The organism is Nitrobacter sp. (assembly GCF_051535215.1).
In the GTDB taxonomy this organism is placed as follows: domain Bacteria; phylum Pseudomonadota; class Alphaproteobacteria; order Rhizobiales; family Xanthobacteraceae; genus Nitrobacter.
Genome location: NZ_JBPPLY010000002.1, coordinates 192,416 through 212,338, shown reverse-complemented (window position 1 = coordinate 212,338; position 19,923 = coordinate 192,416). Strand labels below are relative to the sequence as shown.

17 protein-coding genes are annotated in these 19,923 nt (G+C 59.7%); 7 read left to right on the top strand and 10 right to left on the bottom strand.

Annotated features, from left to right (window positions below):
* Window positions 1–274: 274 nt before the first annotated feature.
* From ACS3WB_RS03625 to ACS3WB_RS03615, 3 genes are all read right to left on the bottom strand, one after another.
* On the bottom strand, window positions 275–1,108 hold the full coding sequence (locus ACS3WB_RS03625) for an amino acid kinase family protein (RefSeq protein ID WP_438274204.1): 834 nt from the start codon (window positions 1,106–1,108) through the stop codon (window positions 275–277).
* Window positions 1,109–1,119: 11 nt separating this feature from the next.
* On the bottom strand, window positions 1,120–1,932 hold the full coding sequence (locus ACS3WB_RS03620; RefSeq protein WP_438274203.1) for an amino acid kinase family protein: 813 nt from the start codon (window positions 1,930–1,932) through the stop codon (window positions 1,120–1,122).
* A 306-nt stretch (window positions 1,933–2,238) separates the two neighbouring features.
* Window positions 2,239–3,378, bottom strand: coding sequence for a PcfJ domain-containing protein (locus ACS3WB_RS03615; protein ID WP_438274202.1), 1,140 nt, complete (start codon window positions 3,376–3,378; stop codon window positions 2,239–2,241).
* Between the two features lie 283 nt (window positions 3,379–3,661).
* On the opposite strand from ACS3WB_RS03615, the gene ACS3WB_RS03610 reads away from it, so the two are divergent.
* The 6 genes from ACS3WB_RS03610 (at window position 3,662) to ACS3WB_RS03585 (ending at window position 7,282) form a co-directional block, all read left to right on the top strand.
* Window positions 3,662–3,871 (top strand): hypothetical protein, encoded by a 210-nt coding sequence (locus ACS3WB_RS03610; RefSeq protein ID WP_438274201.1) that lies wholly within the window; start codon window positions 3,662–3,664, stop codon window positions 3,869–3,871.
* 77 nt (window positions 3,872–3,948) lie between these two features.
* A complete protein-coding gene (locus ACS3WB_RS03605) occupies window positions 3,949–4,398 on the top strand; it encodes a hypothetical protein (protein WP_438274200.1) in 450 nt (149 codons plus the stop codon).
* Between the two features lie 64 nt (window positions 4,399–4,462).
* Window positions 4,463–5,515, top strand: coding sequence for a radical SAM protein (locus ACS3WB_RS03600; protein ID WP_438274199.1), 1,053 nt, complete (start codon window positions 4,463–4,465; stop codon window positions 5,513–5,515).
* On the top strand, window positions 5,499–5,711 hold the full coding sequence (locus ACS3WB_RS03595) for a hypothetical protein (RefSeq protein ID WP_438274198.1): 213 nt from the start codon (window positions 5,499–5,501) through the stop codon (window positions 5,709–5,711). Before ACS3WB_RS03600 ends, ACS3WB_RS03595 begins: the two co-directional genes overlap by 17 nt.
* Window positions 5,712–5,720: 9 nt before the next feature.
* A complete protein-coding gene (locus ACS3WB_RS03590; protein ID WP_438274197.1) occupies window positions 5,721–5,963 on the top strand; it encodes a hypothetical protein in 243 nt (80 codons plus the stop codon).
* Window positions 5,964–5,995: 32 nt separating this feature from the next.
* On the top strand, window positions 5,996–7,282 hold the full coding sequence (locus tag ACS3WB_RS03585; RefSeq protein WP_438274196.1) for a radical SAM protein: 1,287 nt from the start codon (window positions 5,996–5,998) through the stop codon (window positions 7,280–7,282).
* A gap of 200 nt (window positions 7,283–7,482) precedes the next feature.
* On the opposite strand, the gene ACS3WB_RS03580 is transcribed toward ACS3WB_RS03585, so the two are convergent.
* The 4 genes from ACS3WB_RS03580 to ACS3WB_RS03565 form a co-directional block, all read right to left on the bottom strand.
* On the bottom strand, window positions 7,483–8,184 hold the full coding sequence (locus ACS3WB_RS03580) for an MOSC domain-containing protein (RefSeq protein ID WP_438274195.1): 702 nt from the start codon (window positions 8,182–8,184) through the stop codon (window positions 7,483–7,485).
* A gap of 505 nt (window positions 8,185–8,689) precedes the next feature.
* Window positions 8,690–9,583 carry a CbbX protein gene (gene cbbX / locus ACS3WB_RS03575; protein WP_438274194.1) on the bottom strand — a complete coding sequence of 298 codons (894 nt, stop codon included), beginning with the start codon at window positions 9,581–9,583 and terminating at the stop codon, window positions 8,690–8,692.
* A 163-nt stretch (window positions 9,584–9,746) separates the two neighbouring features.
* On the bottom strand, window positions 9,747–10,166 hold the full coding sequence (locus ACS3WB_RS03570; RefSeq protein WP_438274193.1) for a ribulose bisphosphate carboxylase small subunit: 420 nt from the start codon (window positions 10,164–10,166) through the stop codon (window positions 9,747–9,749).
* Between the two features lie 11 nt (window positions 10,167–10,177).
* Window positions 10,178–11,647 (bottom strand): form I ribulose bisphosphate carboxylase large subunit, encoded by a 1,470-nt coding sequence (locus ACS3WB_RS03565; protein ID WP_438274192.1) that lies wholly within the window; start codon window positions 11,645–11,647, stop codon window positions 10,178–10,180.
* A 1,428-nt stretch (window positions 11,648–13,075) separates the two neighbouring features.
* Between ACS3WB_RS03565 and ACS3WB_RS03560 the strand changes: the two genes are divergently transcribed.
* Window positions 13,076–13,387: a helix-turn-helix domain-containing protein gene (locus ACS3WB_RS03560; RefSeq protein WP_438274363.1), complete on the top strand. Its 312-nt coding sequence runs from the start codon at window positions 13,076–13,078 to the stop codon at window positions 13,385–13,387.
* 161 nt (window positions 13,388–13,548) lie between these two features.
* Here the strand turns inward: ACS3WB_RS03560 and ACS3WB_RS03555 are convergent, their stop codons facing one another.
* The 3 genes from ACS3WB_RS03555 to ACS3WB_RS03545 all read right to left on the bottom strand — a co-directional run bounded on the left by ACS3WB_RS03555 (window position 13,549) and on the right by ACS3WB_RS03545 (window position 19,838).
* Entirely contained in the window at window positions 13,549–15,504 is a 1,956-nt protein-coding gene (locus tag ACS3WB_RS03555; RefSeq protein WP_438274191.1) for a MacB family efflux pump subunit, read from the bottom strand.
* A gap of 14 nt (window positions 15,505–15,518) precedes the next feature.
* Complete coding sequence (locus tag ACS3WB_RS03550) at window positions 15,519–16,751, bottom strand: efflux RND transporter periplasmic adaptor subunit (protein ID WP_438274190.1); 1,233 nt, start codon at window positions 16,749–16,751, stop codon at window positions 15,519–15,521.
* Between the two features lie 621 nt (window positions 16,752–17,372).
* On the bottom strand, window positions 17,373–19,838 hold the full coding sequence (locus ACS3WB_RS03545) for a TonB-dependent siderophore receptor (RefSeq protein ID WP_438274189.1): 2,466 nt from the start codon (window positions 19,836–19,838) through the stop codon (window positions 17,373–17,375).
* Window positions 19,839–19,923: the final 85 nt, after the last annotated feature.

The window sequence follows — 19,923 nt, the reverse complement described above, 5'->3', positions numbered from 1 at the left end:
CTATATAGCGTACGTTATATAGCGCACGTTACACCGCAACGAAAGCGCTATTGCAGGCTGGAGTTGGTCTCAGATAGCTCTCGGAAAAGTCACGGAGGTGGGCCGGGGTTGCGCGGCCTTCGGTATCAGGCAAAGCGCCGGTCTCCGAAAATGAGTCCGGCAATCCCGGCAGCATGCTTTGAAATCGGCGACGTCTTGATCGATCCAACAGGAAACGGGCCGGAACGATTGCTCCGACCCGTTCTGCAGCATCAGATCGCTACGCGGAACTAACTCAGACCTGACGCGCGCCGGTGTGGATGATCGTCCCGACATGCTCGCCGCGCAGCGCGGCGGTGAGCCGACCCGGTACGAGCCCGTTCACGACCTGCACGTGCTCGATGTGGCGCGCGGTCGCGATCACCTCGACGAACGCCCTGTCGACCGGCAGCGTACCCTTGAATTTTGCGAGGTCGGCGGCGCTCGTCTCGCGAAGCAGTTGTGCCTTCTTTCCATCCGGACCATTGGGGTCGGCGGTATACACGCCATCCACGTCCTCGATGATCGTGAGGCCCGCCGCTCCGAGCGCATCGGCGAGCAGGAACGCGCCGGTGTCGGCCCGGTGAGGCGGAATGCGAGAACCCGGAAATTCGTGGTGGTGATAGGGAGGAAAGGCGCTTCCCACGACCGCGCGGGCCGCGGAAAGGTGGATCGCCAACTGGTTGGCGATGGTCGGATGCTCAACATAGGAGACGCTTTCCGGGGCAAGCAGCGACGCCAGAATGTGACCATTCTGGCCGGCCTCCGTCGCGGCGAGCGGGGCGAGTGACCCGACCGGCAGGCCGAGATCGAGGCCAACGCCATAGACATGGCGGGCGCGGATGCCGGCGCCGGTCAGGATCAGCAGACGGTGCTCCGGCAACAATTTCCGGATCTCGTCCACGATCGGAAGGATCGCGTCCCGGCCGCGATCCATGATGGAGCGGCCGCCGATCTTCACCACCTGAAGCCAGGGCAGGAGCCGGATCGGTCGCTTGCCGGCGACGGGATCGGTGAGTTCGCTGTCGAGCAGGGTCTGGCGCGCGAGCGGCGAAGCGACGTGTTTGATGTTGTTGGTCGTGTTGGCCATGACGGTCTCTCTTAGCTCGCGGTGATGATGGTGCCGACGTGCTCGCCAGCAAGCGCGCGGGTCAGATTGCCGGGAACAAGGCCGTTCACGACCTGCACCTGGCGGACGTGGCGCGCAGACTCCAGCAGGTCGAGCATCCGGAATTCGAGGATCGAGTCGTGAAGTCCCTTGGCCTTCATTTCGGCAACGGAGATCTTCGGGATCAGGGTGGCGTCCTTCGAGGTCTTCGGGTTCGCCGTGTAGAGGCCGTCCTCATCCTTCACGAAGATCATCGCCTTGCAGCCGAACTGTTCGGCGACAAGGAAGCATCCGGCGTCGGTCCGGTACGGAGGGATGACGCCCTCGGCGGCGGGACGCATCCAGAGGCCGTAAGGCGGCATGCCGCTGAAGACGACGCCGTTCACCTCGGCGAGGTAGAGCGGCACAGCCGAAAGCCCGGCACCGTCGACCGCCGAGATTCCGTGCTTCGCGAGAAGCTGCCCCAGCATGACGGCGTTCTGATTGGCGACCGCGGCTCCGAGTTGCGACAGCACGCCTGCCGGTAAGCCCAGTCCGGCCGCGATCGAGTAAAGATGGCGGGCGCGAGTCCCTGCGCCGGTCCCGATCAGCATTTTGTGGTTCTTGCGGGCGGAAACGATCTCGTCCACGAGCGGGTAAACCGCCGCGCGGCCGCGGTCGATGACGCTCTGTCCGCCGATCTTGAGAACCGTGGCGTCAGGCAGGATACGAAAGTCAGCCGAAGCCTCCACCGCATCCAGAAGCTGCGTGTCGGTCAGCGAGCGCTGCGTGAGAAGCGCCTCAAGCTCCGCGGTTGTATTGGCCATTGGGGACTTTCCTTTCGTCTCTCGTTCGTTCTGTTCGACAGTCAACCTATCAACGCCGCCTGTTTTGAGGTCGTGGAACGGCTTTTACCCGGCGGACCGACAAGCGGGCATACACGCGACGGATCGCCCTGGCGGGCTCCGTCTTTGCCATGAAACATCGGCGTGCACCGGCGGCTTGTCAACCCGGACAAACGGATAAATCTCTTTATTTTCAAAGCGTTATGTAGATCACGGTGATAGCGGCGTGCGACGCAGGCAGACGGGTTGGCGATCGATCGGAGCTTTCAGGGAGCAACAGTCACGAGCTCATCCGACGGCACGGGCCGTTTCGTTCAGACCGGAAATAAAGGCGCGGATCGCCTGTTCGATCTCCTGCGGGACCTCGGCATTATAGGGTCCCTTGAGCTGAATGAGCTTGTAAAGCGGTCCCTTGGTGGAGGGCAATTGAAGAAACTCGCCTGAGGCAAGCAAGAAACCCGACTTGCTGATCTCGAAGGTTGCGACCCGCCGCCCGTCCTTGCGCACCGAGAAAATCCGGCTGAACCCTCTTATGACATTTCCCGCGTAGCTCGCGACGCAATGATGCATGTCCGCGCCCTCGGCATGAAGCGTTGCGCCGGTTTGCAGCGCGACCATTTCGTAGCCTTCGATCGTCGTGCTGCCGGGCAGATCGCCGTAGTCGATCACCTCGTCCCATCCCATCTTGTGGGTGAGAAAATACGCCTTCTCGCTGCTCGCTCGCGCGAGTTCGTCATGCCATTCGAGCGCGGCTCGGAAAGCACGTTGATAGCTCCAACGCCGATTGAATGTGTCGATATGGATCGCTGCGTAATCCGCAACAGCGGAGGCTTGATCCAGCGTGCCGCCGGCCTCCGCATGATTGCCCATTGCGCATACGGCCCACTCAAAAAGAGCCCTGGCGCTCTGCTCGCGACGACACATGGTCTCGGACCATTCACCGAGCGCGCGCAGCCAGTTATGCTGGGGACGAATCGACGTTGGGATCGCCTGCGCCAACGGCGACGGCGGAACATCGCACAAATTCTGGATGACCTGAAATTCGGCCGGGCCGGCATGGAACGCTTCTCCCTTGAGCGCCCGCAATGGCCGGACCAGTCCATAGTATTTCAGGAGGTCGCGCAATTTCGGACGATCATGGACGATCGTCTGCCAATTCCGCAGGACAAATTCCCGCTCCATTGGCCGGAAGCATTCCATGCCCTGCGCCGCCGCGACGACGAGGACCGGAGCCTGCCTCAGATAGTCGATCGCGAAAGGCTCGACCGCGACCATCATCAAGGCCGCGATCGTCAATGGCTTGACCGGGAACATACTCTCGACCTGGCGCGCACTGACCTGAACCCAAGGCTCGTTCAGCAGGACGCCCTTCGCTGCAAGTTCGGGAGCCAGCCATTGCAGCAGGCTTTTCTGTCCATCATCCTTCATGCGAAGACCTGATTGCTGCGATGGGGCGATTTCGCGGCGATAGCCATTTCGTTGTCTCGAAGCATATCCAACTCACCGCAGCCACGCTAATCCCTGTTTTCGCCCGGCAGCGACCCGGACGCGCGGGCCAGCTCGTCCACGGTCTACTTAGGTGACGCCGAGGACACGCGAAACACCCCGGCGCACGAGATCACCGAACCTCTCGATAGGCCTCGGCTCCCACATACCTGCCGGTCGGTGTTGATTTCGACGAAGGCACGGCGTTCCCAGCGCGGAATCGAACGTGATCATTTCTATCACCTCATCCTTCGCAGCAATCCTGAAGGCCTCGCAAGTCAGGCGGGGAACGCATCTGGCCTATGTGGGCGCGGACACCAGGGGCCAACAGGAGGCCAAGGCCGAACTCGTCGCAGCCGGAACGGTCTTCACCGACGAGGTGGCTCAGCCCGTCACCATCGGGGACGCTCAGCATGCGGTGGCCGACACCTTCTGATCGAGCGGACGATCGTCAAAATCGGTGGGTGATCGACGCGCGCACCCGGCCGCGCATCGGCGCAGGACATCGCGCGGATGGAGCGGGAGTCGACCTGCGGGCTCTCGCGGTTGCGTCTGCAGCCGTCGAGCGAGCGGGCGAAAAGGACGTCGCCGTCAACATCGATTTCTGACAAGCCTGCCGGCAAACAATCTTTTCACCCGGCGCTTGTGTTCGTGCACCCGTTTTCAACTGAGGCGTGTCGCCTTTCAACGCACGCGTCCCTGCTGTCCGCTGCATATTTTTATGTTTTCCTTCGAATGCGAGCAGCCGTTTTTTCTTTAACTCCATTGGATTTTTTCCTTCGCCTTTTCGTAAACAGGCCAATCGGAAACAACGCTCTCAATCTAATCGTTTGCATCGGCTCAGAGAATTTCGAAGTCACGATTCAATCGCATTTATTAGAACTGAAATTCCTGTCGACTTTAATGCTCTATTCTGCAGCAGTGGAAAAGCGCGCATTAGTTATTGCGCGCGAACGGCTTTGACGTTCTGAAAATCCGAAAATAGGTTCCACGTAATATTTTTGTCTGAATATTTTGAGGTTCAATCATGAGTTTGGTGAACGAGACACCTGCTTCTCGCAACAGCCCATTTGATGAAAGCCTTTTAAAGGCGATATCACCGAAGATTTTAGAACTTATCATTTTCCCGACCGAGAAATGCAACTTCCGCTGCACGTATTGTTATGAAGATTTCTCGATTGGAAAGATGAAGCCGAAAACCATTCAGGCGATCAAGAATTTAATCGATCACCGAATATCCGAACTCTCGCTTCTCAAACTTGCATGGTTCGGCGGCGAGCCGCTGCTGGCGAAAAACATCATCCTGGACCTCTGCCGTTTCGGCAAGAAGCGGGCCAGCGAAGCGGCGTCCTGCGATTTCTACAGCAGCATGACGACGAACGGATATCTTCTCGACATTGAAACGGCGAAAGAACTCTCGAGCGCAGGCGTGTGGGAGTACCAGATCACGCTCGACGGGCCTGCTGACAGTCACGACAGGACGCGACCGACTCAATTCGGCGACGGAACATACCAGCGGATCTGGAATAACCTCGTCGCACTGCGAGCGTCCGACCTCAAGTTCTCGATCATTCTGCGGCTGCATTTCGGACCGCATAACATCGAGGTTTTTCCTGCATTCATCTCTGAAATTGTCGCGCAGTTCGGAAACGACAACCGGTTTTGCGTGGACCTTCAAGGTGTTCAGGATTGGGGCGGGCCCAAGACCGGCTCCTTCAAGACCTTCTCCCGGAAAGAACGGGCTGATCTGCTGGCGAACTTCCAGGCGCTCATCGACGGTCACCTTCCCCGCGCTCACGACGGTCCGGGCACGACCATCTGCTATGCGGCGAAGGCGAACTCGTTTGTCATCCGGGCTGATGGCGCCATCGGCAAATGCACCGTGGCGTTATCGGACGAACGAAATCATCTCGGCCGTCTGGCCGATGATGGAACGATGGAGCTGAGGTCCGGAAAATTGGCTCCATGGATGCGGGGAATTACAACACTCGACTCAGGTGCATTGAGTTGCCCGTTTGGCTCCATGCCACAGCAGTGGCACAGCAAGAAGGAGGAAAATCATAATGCCGACGCTTCATGACTCTCTCAAGGACCTTAAAGAACACGATATTTCCATCGACTCATTTGGACGCGTGGTGATCGACAATCCAAATATTGCAAAGGCTGTTTCCGGCGCGGTGCCGAATCTGAAGCGGGTCGCAGGAACGGGTGCTTCAAACAATTGCGACTGTCAGATGCCGCAGCTTCCGCAGCTCGGCGACAAGCAGCAACGCTGAGGAGTGGTCATGCCGAAATCTCTCGCCGACGCCATCAAGGCCGTAACGGCCGACGATCTGCACATCGATGCCCACGGCAGATTGCTGATTACCAACCCGGAGCTTGCACGGCAAATCGCCGAGGCAGCTCCGAACTTGCGCCGGATCGCTGGCGCGGAGGCGTCGAACAACTGTAGCTGCGGAGGCGGAAGCGGCTGCGGCTCCATGCCGGCACTTGATATTGGGATTCAACAAAAAACCCGGCCGCAATGAAACTCAGCCACTATCACGTGGAATCTCCGCCGTTGCGCGATCCGACGACTGCCCTCAATTGCAGGGCAGTTTTCGCGACCCGAACGGCCACACCGGTTGTCCTTGACGAGAAGAGCTGGCAACTCGTCAAGAACAATCGTTGCGAGGAATTGCCCGCTCAAATCTTGAACGATCTGCATCGGATGGAGTTGCTGATCGACGACGACCAGGACGAACTCGGCATCGTCGTCCGTCGGAACATGGCGGCGATCCGTAGTGACGATACGTTTTATACGGTCATTCAAACGACCGACGCCTGTCAGCTTGGCTGCGGCTATTGTGGACAGAAACACGGCCGGACACAATTGTCGGACGACGATCAGAGCAGGATCGTTCAACGAGCCGCAAACGCACTGGCGACCGGCACATACAAAGCAATGGGGGTCTGCTGGTTCGGTGGAGAACCGTTGCTCGGCATGCCATCCATCCGGAAGCTGTCCCCCCTATTGCAGAAGCTTGCCGCCCAGGCGAACTGTCGTTACCAGGCGAAGGTGATTACCAATGGCATTCTCCTGAAACAGGATGTCGTGGAAGAGCTTCTTCGCCTCGGGGTTCATGAAATCGAGATCACCCTCGATGGCGACCGCGAATATCACGACAAGCGCCGCCACAACAAGGCGGGTGCTCCGAGCTTCGATGTCATCTGGCGCAATTTCATCAGGATAGCGGCGGATGCCGACATAACCTGCAAGCTGAGCATCCGCTGCAATGTGGATCGTCGAAACCTGCAAGGCGTTGTACCGCTGGTTCGGCGCATCGCCGATGCCGGCCTGGCTTCGCGGGTCAACTTCTACACGGCATCGGTGTACGAGTGGGGTGGCCGCAGCACGTCCGCAGATGCGCTTCACCCTGATGAATATGCAACGGCCGAAAAGGAATGGCTCACGGAGCTCTACAATCTGGGTTTTGCAGTCAATTGGCTTCCGCAGAAACGGCCCATCGTATGCCTGGCTGTCATGCCGAATGCGAAGTTGGTCGATGCCCACGGCCGGCTTTTCAATTGTACGGAAACCTCATACGTCCCTGAATACGGAACTCCCAATATCTATCAACTCGGTTCTTTGAGTGCGGACGAAAGCTCGCAAGGAAATGCTCTCAGCGTCTTCAATGACGACGTCCTAGCAAGACGCTTTCCATGCGGCGACTGTCGTATGCTGCCGGTGTGTGGAGGTGCCTGCCCCAAGCGGTGGCACGAAGGTACCGAGCCCTGCCCCAGCACAAAGCGGAACATCGACTGGCGGCTGACCGCATATTTCGCAACCACACACTTAAATTCCTGAAAACCCCTGAAGTCCAACAGGACCTTCTCGCCGCACAGGTTCGCCGAGCCGGAATCGTCGACCTTCGCAGGATCTCTGTGCCGCGATCGCATGGGTTTGCCCACGATGGCTGTCGACACGCGCTTTCGGATTGCTTCACTGCTTCCGTCAGAAAGGTGCAAGCCGAAAAAAATGGCCGAGTGGAGCAGCAACCGAGAGGGTCAGGCAGAGCGGGATCGCGGCGTCTCGATCCGCCGGGACCAGTCTTCGATCCTGCCGGATGCCAGACGGGACATGGCCAGCCGGCGCCAGCTTTCGGGAAGACCCGGAAGATCGGCAAATTCAGCAAGCGCCGGCCGGTTCATTCGGTCATGGTAGAGAAGATGGGAGACTCGAGCGAGCGACCAGGCAGGATTCGGCCGTGCTGAGAGCCTGCCATGATCGCCTGCCATGATGGAGCCGGGCTCGATGACCCGGAAGTACCATCCGGTTCGCCCGGTATCTTGCACTCGGCGTGCCATGTCCGGCACATCGAAGCGTATATTAAGCTTCCAGCACGGCTGGCGACCCTGACTGACTTCGACCAATACCGAGCCGATGCGCCAGCGGTCGCCCAGGCAAAGACCGGACTCGCTGATGCCGTCAACCACAAGGTTCTCGCCGAAGGCGCCCGGTCGGAAGCGATCGGCACGCGCCGGTATCTCTTTGGCCCATGCCGAGAAGTGCGATGCAGAGTAGGCATGAACGGCCTTTTGTGGTCCGCCATGGTGCTTGCGGTCAGCCTGCTCGTCGCCCTCGCAGCCTGAATAACCTACGGACACCGGCCCGTGCACCCGTTGTTTATCGATGGCGCTAAGCGCGCCGGTCGAGCCGAGAGGCGCGGCGCGACCGAGACGGAGTTCGAGAACTTCAAATGTGGTCATGGCCCGCCGTATGCGCTGCGACGAAGTTGCAAGGCACCGCGTCATATAATCGCTTCGCGCGTAATACAATCGGCCCGGCTCGCGTCAACACCGACGCCACGCCCCCCCGCCGCGGTCATGGCATCGAGATCGACCCGTTATATTGCGACGTAACCATCCGCAGGTGCGATTGCAGCCTTGAAGCCATCTTCGAAGGCGCAGGCAATCATTTCAGGACATCGACACCGAACGTTCCGAACCGGGTCGAATCCTAAATTGAGGGCTATGAACGCATTCGCTCCACCAGCCATCGAACAGCCCAGCTTCCAGTGCAGCCTCCGCCGCCTGCGTGGTTATCCAAGGTTGCTAATTTGGCTGAAGCCGGCATCGAGAGGGGGCGCGCTGCGACAGATAAAGAAAAAGCGCTCGAACCTGCGATCGTTACGAAATCGCTGAAGATCTTTGTCAAGTCACCTTGTGACCACCGGTTCTTGGCTGAACGCAACCTGGTTTGTGGGCGGTTGCGTTATTGCTCGACAATGGCAGGCCGCGACGTCTCGAACACACGACTTGCAAGAACGTCGGACGCCACCACCGACTGGACATCGTCGACAGTCAGGATGGCATTTTGGTCCGCGACCAGGCGATTGGCCTGACGCAAGCGAATACGATCCAGCGCGTTGCGGATCGAGCGCGCGTTGGAGAACAACGGCTGCGCCTTGCGCAAAGCGATGTAGCGTACAAAGGCGTCGCGAGCATCAGAGGTGAACTTGTAGTTCATGTGGCGCAGCATTACCTCCGCGATCGCGAGCAGCTCCTCGTTGGTGTAGTCGGGGAAGTCGATGTGATGGGCGATGCGGGAACGAAAACCGGGATTGCTGGAAAAAAATCTTTCCATACGGTCGGCGTAACCTGCGAGAATGACCACCAGATCTTCGCGCTGCGATTCCATGACCTGAAGCAGGATCTCGATGGCTTCCTGGCCGTAGTCGCGTTCGTTGTCGGGCCGATGGAGATAATAGGCCTCGTCGATGAACAGCACGCCGCCCATCGCCTTTTTCAATATCTCCTTGGTCTTCGGCGCGGTGTGGCCGATATACTGTCCGACCAGTTCGTCGCGCGTGACCGACACGACATGGCCGCGGCGTACATAACCCAGCCGATGGAGAATATCAGCCATCCGCAAGGCAACGGTGGTTTTGCCGGTGCCGGGATTCCCGGTAAATGACATGTGCAACGTCGGGTTCTCCGACGTCAGTTCCATTTTCTTGCGTATCCGCTCCACGAGAAGCAGCGACGCAATCTCCTGGATTCGTGTTTTGACGGGCCTGAGGCCGATCAGCTCTTGATCGAGCTGCTTGAGGATCTCGCCGATTCCGACGGCTTCGAGTTCCTCGCGAAGGTTGACTTGTTCTTGCATCGAAGGTGGTCCTGATTACTTCGGCCACAGAGCTGTTTATTATCCACCGCGCGAGCAAAAGCCGTTCGGAAAGGAAGGCTCCGTCGTCAGGAGACGACGGAGCAATGCATCCGCGCTGGACGATCAGAAGGATAGATCGTTCAGCTGTTGTCGGATGGACTTATTAATAGCGCTCACCCTCAGGATGTTCAGCCACCGCATAGGAGGTCGTGGTGTACCGGACATTGCGACTATCGGATTCCTGGCGCTCGAGCCGGAAGCCCGGCTCGTTCTTGGGCCTGTTGACGATGAAAGAGATCTTCACCGACTCCCAGCCATGACTGGAATCGAACCCGGAGATCCGGATGTAGCGGTCGCCATAGACCTTCCGGCACTCCTTCAACTCCATCAGCACGCCTGCCGCGTCCGGCAGGTCGAACATCGGCAAATTCCACATGTCCCAATAGGTATTGCGGGGATGCGGATCGTCGGTGAACTCGATGTTCACCGCCCAGTTCTGGCTGAGGCAGTACTGGATCTGCCGGGAAATCTGATCGTCGGTCAGATCGGGCAGGAACGAAAAACAACCTTGAGTAATACGCATGATGTCCTCCATTACGCCGCAGGAACGGCGGTCGGCACATAGTCGGGAGCGTCGGTCGAGGCGTAGTCGAAGGTGACGTCCTTCCACACCTCAAGCGCCTGCTTCAGCGGCGTGCAGCTTGCGGCTGCCTTGGCCAGGATCTCCGGCCCTTCGCTGACGTAATCGCGACCTTCGTTGCGAGCGAGGATCATCGCCTCGAGCGCCACACGATTCGCCGTCGCACCGGCCTGGATGCCCATCGGGTGACCGATGGTGCCGCCGCCGAACTGCAACACCACATCCTCACCGAGGTGCTGGATGAGCTGGTGCATCTGGCCGGCATGAATGCCGCCGGAAGCGACCGGCATCACCTTGTTGAGGCTCGCCCAGTTCTGGTCGAAGAAGATGCCGTGCTCGAGCTGCATCGGATTGTGCTCCTCGCGGCAGATATCGTAGAAACCGCGCGTGGTCAGCGGGTCGCCTTCCAGCTTGCCGACCACGGTTCCGGCGTGGATATGATCGACGCCGGCGAGCCGCATCCATTTGGAGATGACGCGGAACGACACGCCGTGAGAGCGCTGCCGCGTGTAGGTCGAATGGCCGGCGCGATGCAGATGCAAGATCATGTCGTTCTTGCGCGCCCAATTCGACATCGACTGGATCGCGGTGTAGCCGATCACCAGGTCGATCATGACAACCACCGAACCCAAGTCTTTCGCGAACTCGGCGCGCTCGTACATGTCCTCCATCGTCGCTGCCGTGACGTTGAGGTAGCTGCCCTTGATCTCGCCGGTCGCTGCCTGGGCGCGATTGACCGCCTCCATGCAGTAGAGGAAGCGTTCCCGCCAGTGCATGAACGGCTGCGAGTTGATGTTCTCGTCGTCCTTGGTGAAGTCGAGACCGCCTTTCAGGGCCTCATAGACCACGCGGCCGTAATTGCGGCCGGACAGGCCGAGCTTCGGCTTGACGGTGGCGCCGAGCAGCGGCCGGCCGAACTTGTCGAGGCGCTCGCGCTCGACGACGATGCCGGTGGGCGGCCCCTTGAACGTCTTGACGTAAGCAACGGGCAACCGCATGTCCTCGAGCCGCAAGGCCTTGAGCGGCTTGAAGCCGAACACGTTGCCGATGACCGACGCGGTGAGGTTGGAGATCGAACCGGGTTCGAACAGGTCGAGATCGTAGGCGATATAGGCGAAGTACTGGCCTTCCGCTCCGGGTACCGGGTCGACGCGATAGCACTTGGCGCGGTATTTTTCCGCCGCCGTGAGGCGGTCCGTCCATACCACGGTCCAGGTCGCCGTCGAGGATTCACCGGCCACCGCCGCCGAGGCTTCGATCGGATCGACGCCATCCTGAGGCGTAACCCGGAACAGGCAAATGACGTCGGTGTCCTTCGGCGTGTAGTCCGGCTCCCAATAGCCCATCTTCTTGTAGGACATGACGCCGGATTTGTAGCGGTCCTTGCCGCGGACGGTCACCGATTTCTCGTTTTGAACGTTCATGTATCTCTCCTTCTCTCTGTGATCCGAAAGTTCCGGATCGAATTTCACTCCGCGGCAACGGCGGTATCAGCGCTGCGCGGATCAAGTTTGCCCGTACGATAGAAAGCTCCACCCTCTCCGCCCGTGGTCACCTCGAGTTTCGAGGCATTTCCCGCGGTGCAGCGATCGGCTCCTTCTTGAAGCTCCATCCGGGGATGGACTGACGATCGTTACTCGTCAGGCGGTACGCCGAGCCTTGCCTGGCTAAGCGCTTCGCGATCACGGGCACCCCTCCCCAACATCGAGCTGGACACATTTGATCGGCCACCATCGGGCTTCCGAATAGCAGCGGTGGAGCTGCAGTCTTCTTCCGAAAGGTCGATGTGATAGGCAATGAAAGCGTAAAAGCTCGTATCTTCGACCACTATTCACGAGCACCGAACATAAAAGATGATGGAATAAACACCAATTATTATTTCTTATTCGGTGCATTAGACTCGCTTATGCATCAGTCCATGCATTTGAAACATCATATCTTCGTCCTTGCCATGCATCACCAAAGTTTTATGCGCGCCGCCAGTTCCTAGTGCGGGTCCAACGTGTTTGCGTCGGCGATAGAGCATGCGGTGATGTTTGATTGGCTTTGCGCGGCTGGACTTCGACGCCACATGTGGCCCGCAACCGGCGAACGAGACGCGCTGCAATGGCGCGCAAATCTTCTAGCTGCAAGTTGCGGCTTCTTTGAAAGCCGACGTCGCCTGACGCTTGCGCGGCTCTCAGGCGACGCGGGTCGTCGGTTCAGCGTCTCGGCAGCGTGCTGTTTTTGCTCGCATCGAGCCGGTCTCGTGTGGTTCCGCGTTCAGCAATCCGCCAATGATGCGCCCGCGCTCACCGCCGTATGCTCCGGCGAAGACAATAGGCACATCCTGCTTCACGTCCCGCAGCGAGGATGCCCCACAACTTCAGCACCGTTTCCATGATCGATGTCGAATCATGGTCATACCTCGAGTCAGACCTCGCTGAACCTCGCGATACAGATTACGCCCCGCAACGTAAGCTCAGGACTTCTCTGTTTGCCGCATGCCCTGGCGCGACAAATCCTTGCGGAACTCAGCTTCTTTATCACCGACGCTCTTGCATCAGGGAGGCAATTGCCACAGTAGTTTGGCCGTAGCTTCGGCACCACCGCTGATGCCATCATTGGCCAAATGGGCGGAATCACTATCAGCTATCTGCTGCACACCAACTTGGTACAGCCCCTACGGGCGTTACCTTGAACTTGCCGAATCTGGGGAGTCCCGCTGCCAGAAGCTCGTCGGGACGCATCCTAGGCGTTATGGTGCGACGTGATGTATCATGCACTTAAATTGATGCTTGATACTATATTTTAGATATTTTATACATAGAGGACTATATATTCATTGAGTCGTATTGGAGCTGGCCAAATTCATGATTTCCGCTAATCAACTCAAGGCCGCCCGTGCGCTGCTGAATATAGATCAACGGCAAATGGCTGAACTAGCGGATCTTTCAGTTCCGACTATTCAACGCATGGAAGCAAGTGATGGCGTCATCCGGGGAAATGTCGATTCCCTGATGAAGCTGGTTTCAGCTCTGGACAACGCGGGCATCGAGTTGATTAGTCCGGATGGTCAAAGCTTGGCCGGCGGTCGCGGCGTCCGGCTCAAGGAACAAGTCACGAATCCAAAGATAAAGCAACCTAAGCCTTCCTCGTCACGGCCCCTGGAACGAGCCCGATGAACGCTCCGGCTGCCGAAAAATGAACCGTCCCGAAGATAACGAAACGCCCAGTCGAGAAACTGCCGCGTCGGCGATTCGGTGCAGATATAAGATTTCTTCGACAACTTATTACAACTTCAAAGACATCTAAGTTTTATTGAGTTTATTCTGAATGGCGCCTACTATTCCCGTGCCAGGGCTGCGACGGGCTCCAGCCGCGCGGCGCGTAGCGCGGGCATGAAGCCGAAGACGAGGCCGGTGAGCACGGCGCAAATGACGGCACCGAGAACCGCCACCAGCGAAAAGATCACTGGCATCTCGAAGATCACCGCGGCGCCGACACCGGCCAGAAGACCGACGCAGGCGCCCGCAAGGCCACCGACGCCAGAGACCATCATCGCTTCGGTCAGAAACTGGCGCAGGATGTCGGCCGTGCGTGCGCCGGTCGCCATGCGGATACCGATCTCGCGGGTGCGCTCGGTGACCGTCATCAGCATGACGTTCATGACACCGATGCCGCCGACCAGAAGCGAGATCGCCGCGGTGAAGCCGAGCAGCAGGGTCAGCGTGTTCTGGGTGCGATCCTGAGCCTGGATGCTGGCCGCCTTGTTGAAGACTCGAAAATCGCGCACCCGGTGCGCGGCCTCCAGGGTCGATGTGATCGCTGTCGCCGTCTCCTCCGAGCGGGAGAGGTCGTCGACCAGCACCGAGACCCACGATAGTTCCTGCTTGCCGAAGACCCGCACGCTGCCGGTCGAGAACGGAAACACGATCGTGTCGTCGTCGTCGCTGTCACCCGACAGCGCTCCCTTGCTGGAGAGTACGCCGATAACCTGGAACGGCACGTTGTTGACGAGGATCGTCCGCCGCACCGGATCGGAGCCGTCCGGGAACATGCGGGCGGCAAGCTTGCTGCCGATGACCGCGACGGTGGCGAGCGAGCGCTCGTCCTGTCTGGTGAAGAACACGCCGTGCTCGACAGACCAGTGCAGGATACGCGGGAAATCGGTGGTGATGGCGACGCCCGAGGTCGGATAATCGACGTTGCCGGCGCGCACGATTACCTTGCCCTCGAGATATGGCATGGCGGCAGCAACGTTCGGCACACCCCGGACGATATCGGCGTCCGACGCCAGAAGCCGGCCGCCGGGACCGCGGCTGCTCTCGCCGCCGGGGATCACGTACATGCGGTTGGCGCCATAGATCGAAAGCTGCGCCAGTACCTTCTCCTTGGCGCCCTCGCCGATCGCCAGTAGCGCGATCACCGAGGCGACGCCGATGACGATGCCGAGCAGCGTCAGCGCGGTGCGGAACGGGTTGGAGGCAAGCGCCCGGCCCCCGGCATGCAGCGCCTCGCGCATGTCCGAGACAATGGAGGCGCCATCATCGCGGTCACGGTCCCCCTCGATACCGAGCGGGGTCGCGGACATGCCGTTTCCGGTGTCGGACATAATCATGCCGTCGCGAATCTCGACGATGCGGTGCGCAGCCCCGGCGACTTCGCGATCGTGCGTGATCAGGATGACGGTATGACCTTCCTTCGCCAGTTCTGCGAGCAGCGCCATCACCTCCGCGCCGGTTGTACTGTCGAGCGCGCCGGTTGGCTCGTCGGCAAGGATGACGCTGCCGCCGTTCATCAAGGCGCGGGCGATCGACACGCGCTGCTGCTGGCCGCCGGAGAGTTGATTGGGCCGGTGATCGACGCGGTCCGCAAGACCAAGACGCGCCAGCAGGTCGGCGGCGCGAGCGTGGCGAATATTCCGCGCGAGCCCCGCATAGGTCGCGGGGATCTCCACATTCTCCACTGCCGTGACAGTCGGGATCAGGTTGTATTGCTGGAACACAAATCCGAAGGCATCGCGGCGCAACCGGGCGAGCTCATCGCGCGACAGGCCCGCGACGTCGTGGCCGGCGAAGCGATAGGTGCCGCCGGTCGGCTTGTCGAGCAGCCCGAGAACGTTCATCAGCGTCGACTTGCCGGAACCCGACTGCCCCATGATCGCCACGAACTCGCCGGCGCGGATGGACAGCGAAATCCCGCGCAAGACTTCGACCGCGACCGTCTCATCGCTCATGTAAGTCTTGCGCAGGTCGGTGAGTTCGATCAGCGGCGGCGCACTGGCGCTCAGAGAGGACATGGACGTCTCGGCCTTCACAGGCGGAACTTCACGATCGAGTCCTTACCGGAATCCGGCTTGCGTCCGGTGACGACCCTGTCGCCCGGTGCGAGTCCGGACAGGATCTCCGCCTCAAACCGCGTACGCAGGCCGACCTTGACGTCGCGCCGGCTTTCCTGTCCCGAGGCATCGACCAGGATGACCGTCGCTGCATGTTTGTCGCTGTCCGCGAAATGCAGCGCGGCGACAGGCGCGATCGTGCCGCCCTTCACGGAGGCCACCACGAAGAAGGCCTGGGCCGTCATCTCCGGCCGCAGATCGCCGCCCGCATTGTCGACGTCGAACAAGGCGGTGTAGAGCACCACGTTGTTGGCGGGAGACGGCGCGGCGACGTTGGCCTCGGTTTGACCCGGCGCTCGCTCCGGCCTGGCAGGCGCCGGCAGGATCTGCCGCACCGTCGCCGTCCAGCGCCGGTCGTCATGCCCCAGCGTCGTGAAATAGACCGGCATGCCGTTCTTGAGCCGCGTCACGTCGGCTTCCGACACCTGCGTCCACACCGTCATGGTGGCGAGGTCGGCGATGCGCAGGATCTGCGGCGTCGAATAGGCGGCATTGAGCGTCTGGCCTTCGCGCGCATCGATCGACACCACGGTGCCGGCCATCGGCGCATAGATCTTGGTGTAGCCGAGCGCCACCTGGTCGGCCTTCAGCGTCGACTGCATCTGCTTGATCTGGGCGCGGATCGCATCCGCCTTGGCGGCGGATGTCCTGGCGTCGCGGGTGCTCTCGTCGAAGGCCATCTTCGAGATGCCGTCGCCGGCGACAAGTTTGGTATAGCGTCCGAGCGTTGCCTTGGCGAATTCGACATTCGCATCCTGTTCGACGAGGTTTGCGTTGTACTGCGCAAGCTGCGCCTCGTCGGCATCGACCTTGGCCGCCTGAACCTGAGGGTCGATCTCTGCAAGGAGTTGCCCCTGCCGCACGACATCACCGACCCGAACCAGGATGCGCTGCAACTGCCCCGAGGCCTGCGCCCCGACGTCCACATAGGCCCGCGGCTGGATCTTCCCCGTCGCCGTCACCGTCTCTTCAAGGTCGCCGCGGACGATGGCCGCCGTCACCGCTGTCTCGCCGTCCGCCGTCAGAACGCGATGGAAGAGCGCTGCGCCGGCGAGAACCACCACGGCGACCAATCCAAGAACCAGCAGCTTGTGACGCCCCCGCTTCCCGGCGACCAGGTTTGCATTGGACGCGGCAGGGGCGTGCATCATCGCTCCCCGCCGCCGAGAGGCGGAAACATGGCGGGTCGGAGCTTCCGCCGGACGGAAGCGCCATAGTTTCGGTCCATCCTGTCCTCGAACGGATCTCTGCGCAGATCATCTTCATTACCTAAGACGAATGAGACGCCCCATTCCGCAGGCCCAAAGGAAATTTTTGTAGCCTCCCGCCGTGGATCGATCCATCATCTCGTCGAAAGCGGCTTCGTTGAAAGCTTCCAGGCTTTGGAAATTCGCATGGACGGGTTTCAGGATTTCCCCTCCAGCCATATTCCGGAGGGTCTCAACTGAGTTCCGCTATCGGATAAAGAACGGTTGAGCTCCTTGCTGGTTCGTTCGGTCGCGCGGAATCCAACTGATCGAGATCGAAACCCGTCTTGCGATCGGAAGAAAAACGACTACTCGCGCACTTGGCCCATGACGAAGCAGCCTACGCATCCGCCGCAGCGATTCCCTGCGACGGCGCTCGCATGGAGCTCGGTCCAGAGCATGATCTCATCTTTGAATAATGACGTCGTTCCTAACAGAATAATGAAGCCCCCCTACTAGGTGGGAAGCAGCGACATCAATTGGCGAAATTACCTCGCCGGATTCCGTCAAGCGCCTCCCGCATTAGAAGTCGGCAGTGATAGACAGAAGGTAGGTTCTCGGTGCGCCCAGAGCAGTATAGGCGTAATAGTTCGTCTCCCAATAGTTCTTGTTGAAGACGTTCTGGACATCAAATCGAACGGTCAAAGGCGTATTCCACGCTTTGGTCTTATAGCGGAGGCCCACGTCGTATCGAGTCCAGCTCGGCATAACCTGCGTATTGTCGGCATCGAAGTACTGGGATGCAGTGTAGATCGCTCGAGCTTTCAGCGCGAGCCCCTTCACGAAGGGCGCATCCCATTCAGCACCGACATTGAGCTGGAAGTCCGGAACTCCGGGAGCCTTCTTGCCGTCGTTGACGCCCCCGTCAGTTCTGGTTTGCCTTCCATCAATTAACATGACACCGCCCAACAATCGGAGCCCCGGTGTGAGTTCACCGAACGCGTTAGCTTCCATGCCTCGATTGCGCTGCTCGCCATTCAGAGACTGGGTCGGCAGAGGCGTTCCGGCAACTGTGATTAAATTGGGCTGCTGGATCTGAAATGCGCTGATCGTCGTGGTAATCCTCCCCCAATCGACCTTGATACCGGTCTCAACCTGCTTCGAGACGAATGGTGGCAAAACCTGACCTTCATTCGAGAAGCCGGCTCCCACGATGCTTCCCTGTTGAAGTCCCTCGATGTAATTTGCGTAAAGCGAAACGTTCTCCAATGGCTTTACGACAATGGCGTAAGACGGGGTCCATGCGCTCTTGTCATAGCCGGACGTCACGGCACCGCTCCTCATGTCAAAGCTGTCAGAGCTGACTTCCTGATGCCGAACACCGAGCGTCAATTGCACGCGCTTATCGAGCACTGAGAGCGTGTCCGCGACGCCGAAGCTCGTCAGCTTCTGATTGCTCGACTTTGAAACACCCGGTTGAGCGATATCCTGGTAGGGGACAAAAACCGGATTGTAGATGTTGGAGGTGAACCCCGCGCCTTGTACGAAAGGCGACTGATAATAGGTCGAATCGAGGACGGCCCCGTTCAAGTTGAGCGCATGATTGACGGGGCCGGTGTCTGTGGTCGCCCGCACGCCGAATTGACCAGCAAGCGCCTTGGCCTCCGCGGCGCTATAGCGCGGCGCAGACGCGTAATTTCCAGCCGTATCGAAAATGTCGGGGAACGTGGCCACGAGTGTCTTCTGTTGGTAGTCGTGAAGACCGAAGGCTCCATAAGCCGTTACGTTCGGCGCCAGATCGTACTCGGCGTTCATCATCCCGAACCTGTCTTCGTTGTTGAAGAATGCCCAGGATGGCGTAAACAACTTGTCTGCTGCGGGTGCCCGCAGGACCGGAACACCGGGATCGAACGTCACAAAGCGCGTTGCGCCGTGCGTGTCATTCTTTTGGTAGCCAAAATCAGCGGAGACCCGCAGCCGATCGGTTCTGCAGTCAAGACCGAGCGTGGCGAGGCCGATCTGATTGCTTGTGTTGTCGACGGCAGTTTTGCCATCGGTGAACGTGCCGTTGAATCTCGCGCCGCAAGCATTGTCAGCGCCAAAGCGGCGGGCAATATCAACGTGCTCCCCGAATTGCCCTCGCGAAACATACCCCGTCGTGAACCGGGTTAGCGGTTCAGCACCCGCACGCTTCGTCACCAGGTTGATACTCCCCCCGATGCTTCCCCCGGGAGGCATACCGTTCAGCAGCGCACTCGGACCTTTCAGTACCTCGACGCGTTCGACAAAATCGGTAGAGATCAGGTTGCCGGGGGCTAACCCGTAGAGGCCATTCAAACCAATGTCCGAACTATAGAGCGGAAAGCCCCGAACGGTGAAATCGCCTAAGCCGCCGCTGCCTGGTGTTAAGCGTCGCACCGAAGCGTCATTGTCCAGCACATCCGCCAAGGTGTGCGCCTGCTGGTCTTGAATGGTCTTCGCCGTGTAACTCGTCTGGTTAAATGGCGTATCCATCACGCTACGATTGCCGAGCAGCCCGACCTGTCCGCCCGTCGCGACCTGATCGCCCGCATAAGCGGGCATAGGTGTCATTGTCGAATTCGGGTTACCCGCACCCTGCACATCGATCGTGTCGAGATTGATCGCGCCCGCTACTGACGCAGCAGCGCCATTGGCGGCGCCGGGCCGCTCGATGGTGACGCTGGTGCGGCTGGTGAAGCGATATGTCAAACCGCTGCCGGCGAGAAGCCGCGCCAGCGCCTGTTGCGGAGCATACGCGCCGTTCAGGCCGTTGCTGTGCAATCCGCGCGTGATTTCGCCGCTGGAGACCAGTTGCAATTGCGATATGTCCGCAAAACGATTGAGCGCCTGGGCAAGCGATCCTGCCGGAATCGCGTAATTGCGAGTCGCAGCCGGCGCAGGCTGGGACCATGCGGGAGGCAGGACGACGAGCATCTGCATCGCGCTCGTCGCGAGAAGAAATGCGGTAAGGATCGGCGTTTGCCGCCGGCGGCTCCGCGTGCGCCCGAGCTTGCTCTCTACATCCATCTATCCGCCCCCACATTTGCGACCGGGGCGCGCGCCGGTGACGCACGTCCTTCATCTGCTGTGACGAAGCGGGGCGAAAAAGGAG

Bases quoted from the DNA above. Each gene is read 5' to 3' on its own strand.
- ACS3WB_RS03600 (WP_438274199.1), top strand. From the start codon at position 4,463: ATGAGTTTGGTGAACGAGACACCTGCTTCTCGCAACAGCCCATTTGAT.
- ACS3WB_RS03580 (WP_438274195.1), bottom strand. From the start codon at position 8,184: ATGACCACATTTGAAGTTCTCGAACTCCGTCTCGGTCGCGCCGCGCCT.
- ACS3WB_RS03620 (WP_438274203.1), bottom strand. From the start codon at position 1,932: ATGGCCAATACAACCGCGGAGCTTGAGGCGCTTCTCACGCAGCGCTCG.
- ACS3WB_RS03565 (WP_438274192.1), bottom strand. From the start codon at position 11,647: ATGAACGTTCAAAACGAGAAATCGGTGACCGTCCGCGGCAAGGACCGC.
- ACS3WB_RS03555 (WP_438274191.1), bottom strand. From the start codon at position 15,504: ATGTCCTCTCTGAGCGCCAGTGCGCCGCCGCTGATCGAACTCACCGAC.
- cbbX (WP_438274194.1), bottom strand. From the start codon at position 9,583: ATGCAAGAACAAGTCAACCTTCGCGAGGAACTCGAAGCCGTCGGAATC.
- ACS3WB_RS03615 (WP_438274202.1), bottom strand. From the start codon at position 3,378: ATGAAGGATGATGGACAGAAAAGCCTGCTGCAATGGCTGGCTCCCGAA.
- ACS3WB_RS03570 (WP_438274193.1), bottom strand. From the start codon at position 10,166: ATGCGTATTACTCAAGGTTGTTTTTCGTTCCTGCCCGATCTGACCGAC.
- ACS3WB_RS03605 (WP_438274200.1), top strand. From the start codon at position 3,949: ATGGAGCGGGAGTCGACCTGCGGGCTCTCGCGGTTGCGTCTGCAGCCG.
- ACS3WB_RS03625 (WP_438274204.1), bottom strand. From the start codon at position 1,108: ATGGCCAACACGACCAACAACATCAAACACGTCGCTTCGCCGCTCGCG.
- ACS3WB_RS03560 (WP_438274363.1), top strand. From the start codon at position 13,076: ATGATTTCCGCTAATCAACTCAAGGCCGCCCGTGCGCTGCTGAATATA.
- ACS3WB_RS03595 (WP_438274198.1), top strand. From the start codon at position 5,499: ATGCCGACGCTTCATGACTCTCTCAAGGACCTTAAAGAACACGATATT.
- ACS3WB_RS03545 (WP_438274189.1), bottom strand. From the start codon at position 19,838: ATGGATGTAGAGAGCAAGCTCGGGCGCACGCGGAGCCGCCGGCGGCAA.
- ACS3WB_RS03590 (WP_438274197.1), top strand. From the start codon at position 5,721: ATGCCGAAATCTCTCGCCGACGCCATCAAGGCCGTAACGGCCGACGAT.
- ACS3WB_RS03550 (WP_438274190.1), bottom strand. From the start codon at position 16,751: ATGCACGCCCCTGCCGCGTCCAATGCAAACCTGGTCGCCGGGAAGCGG.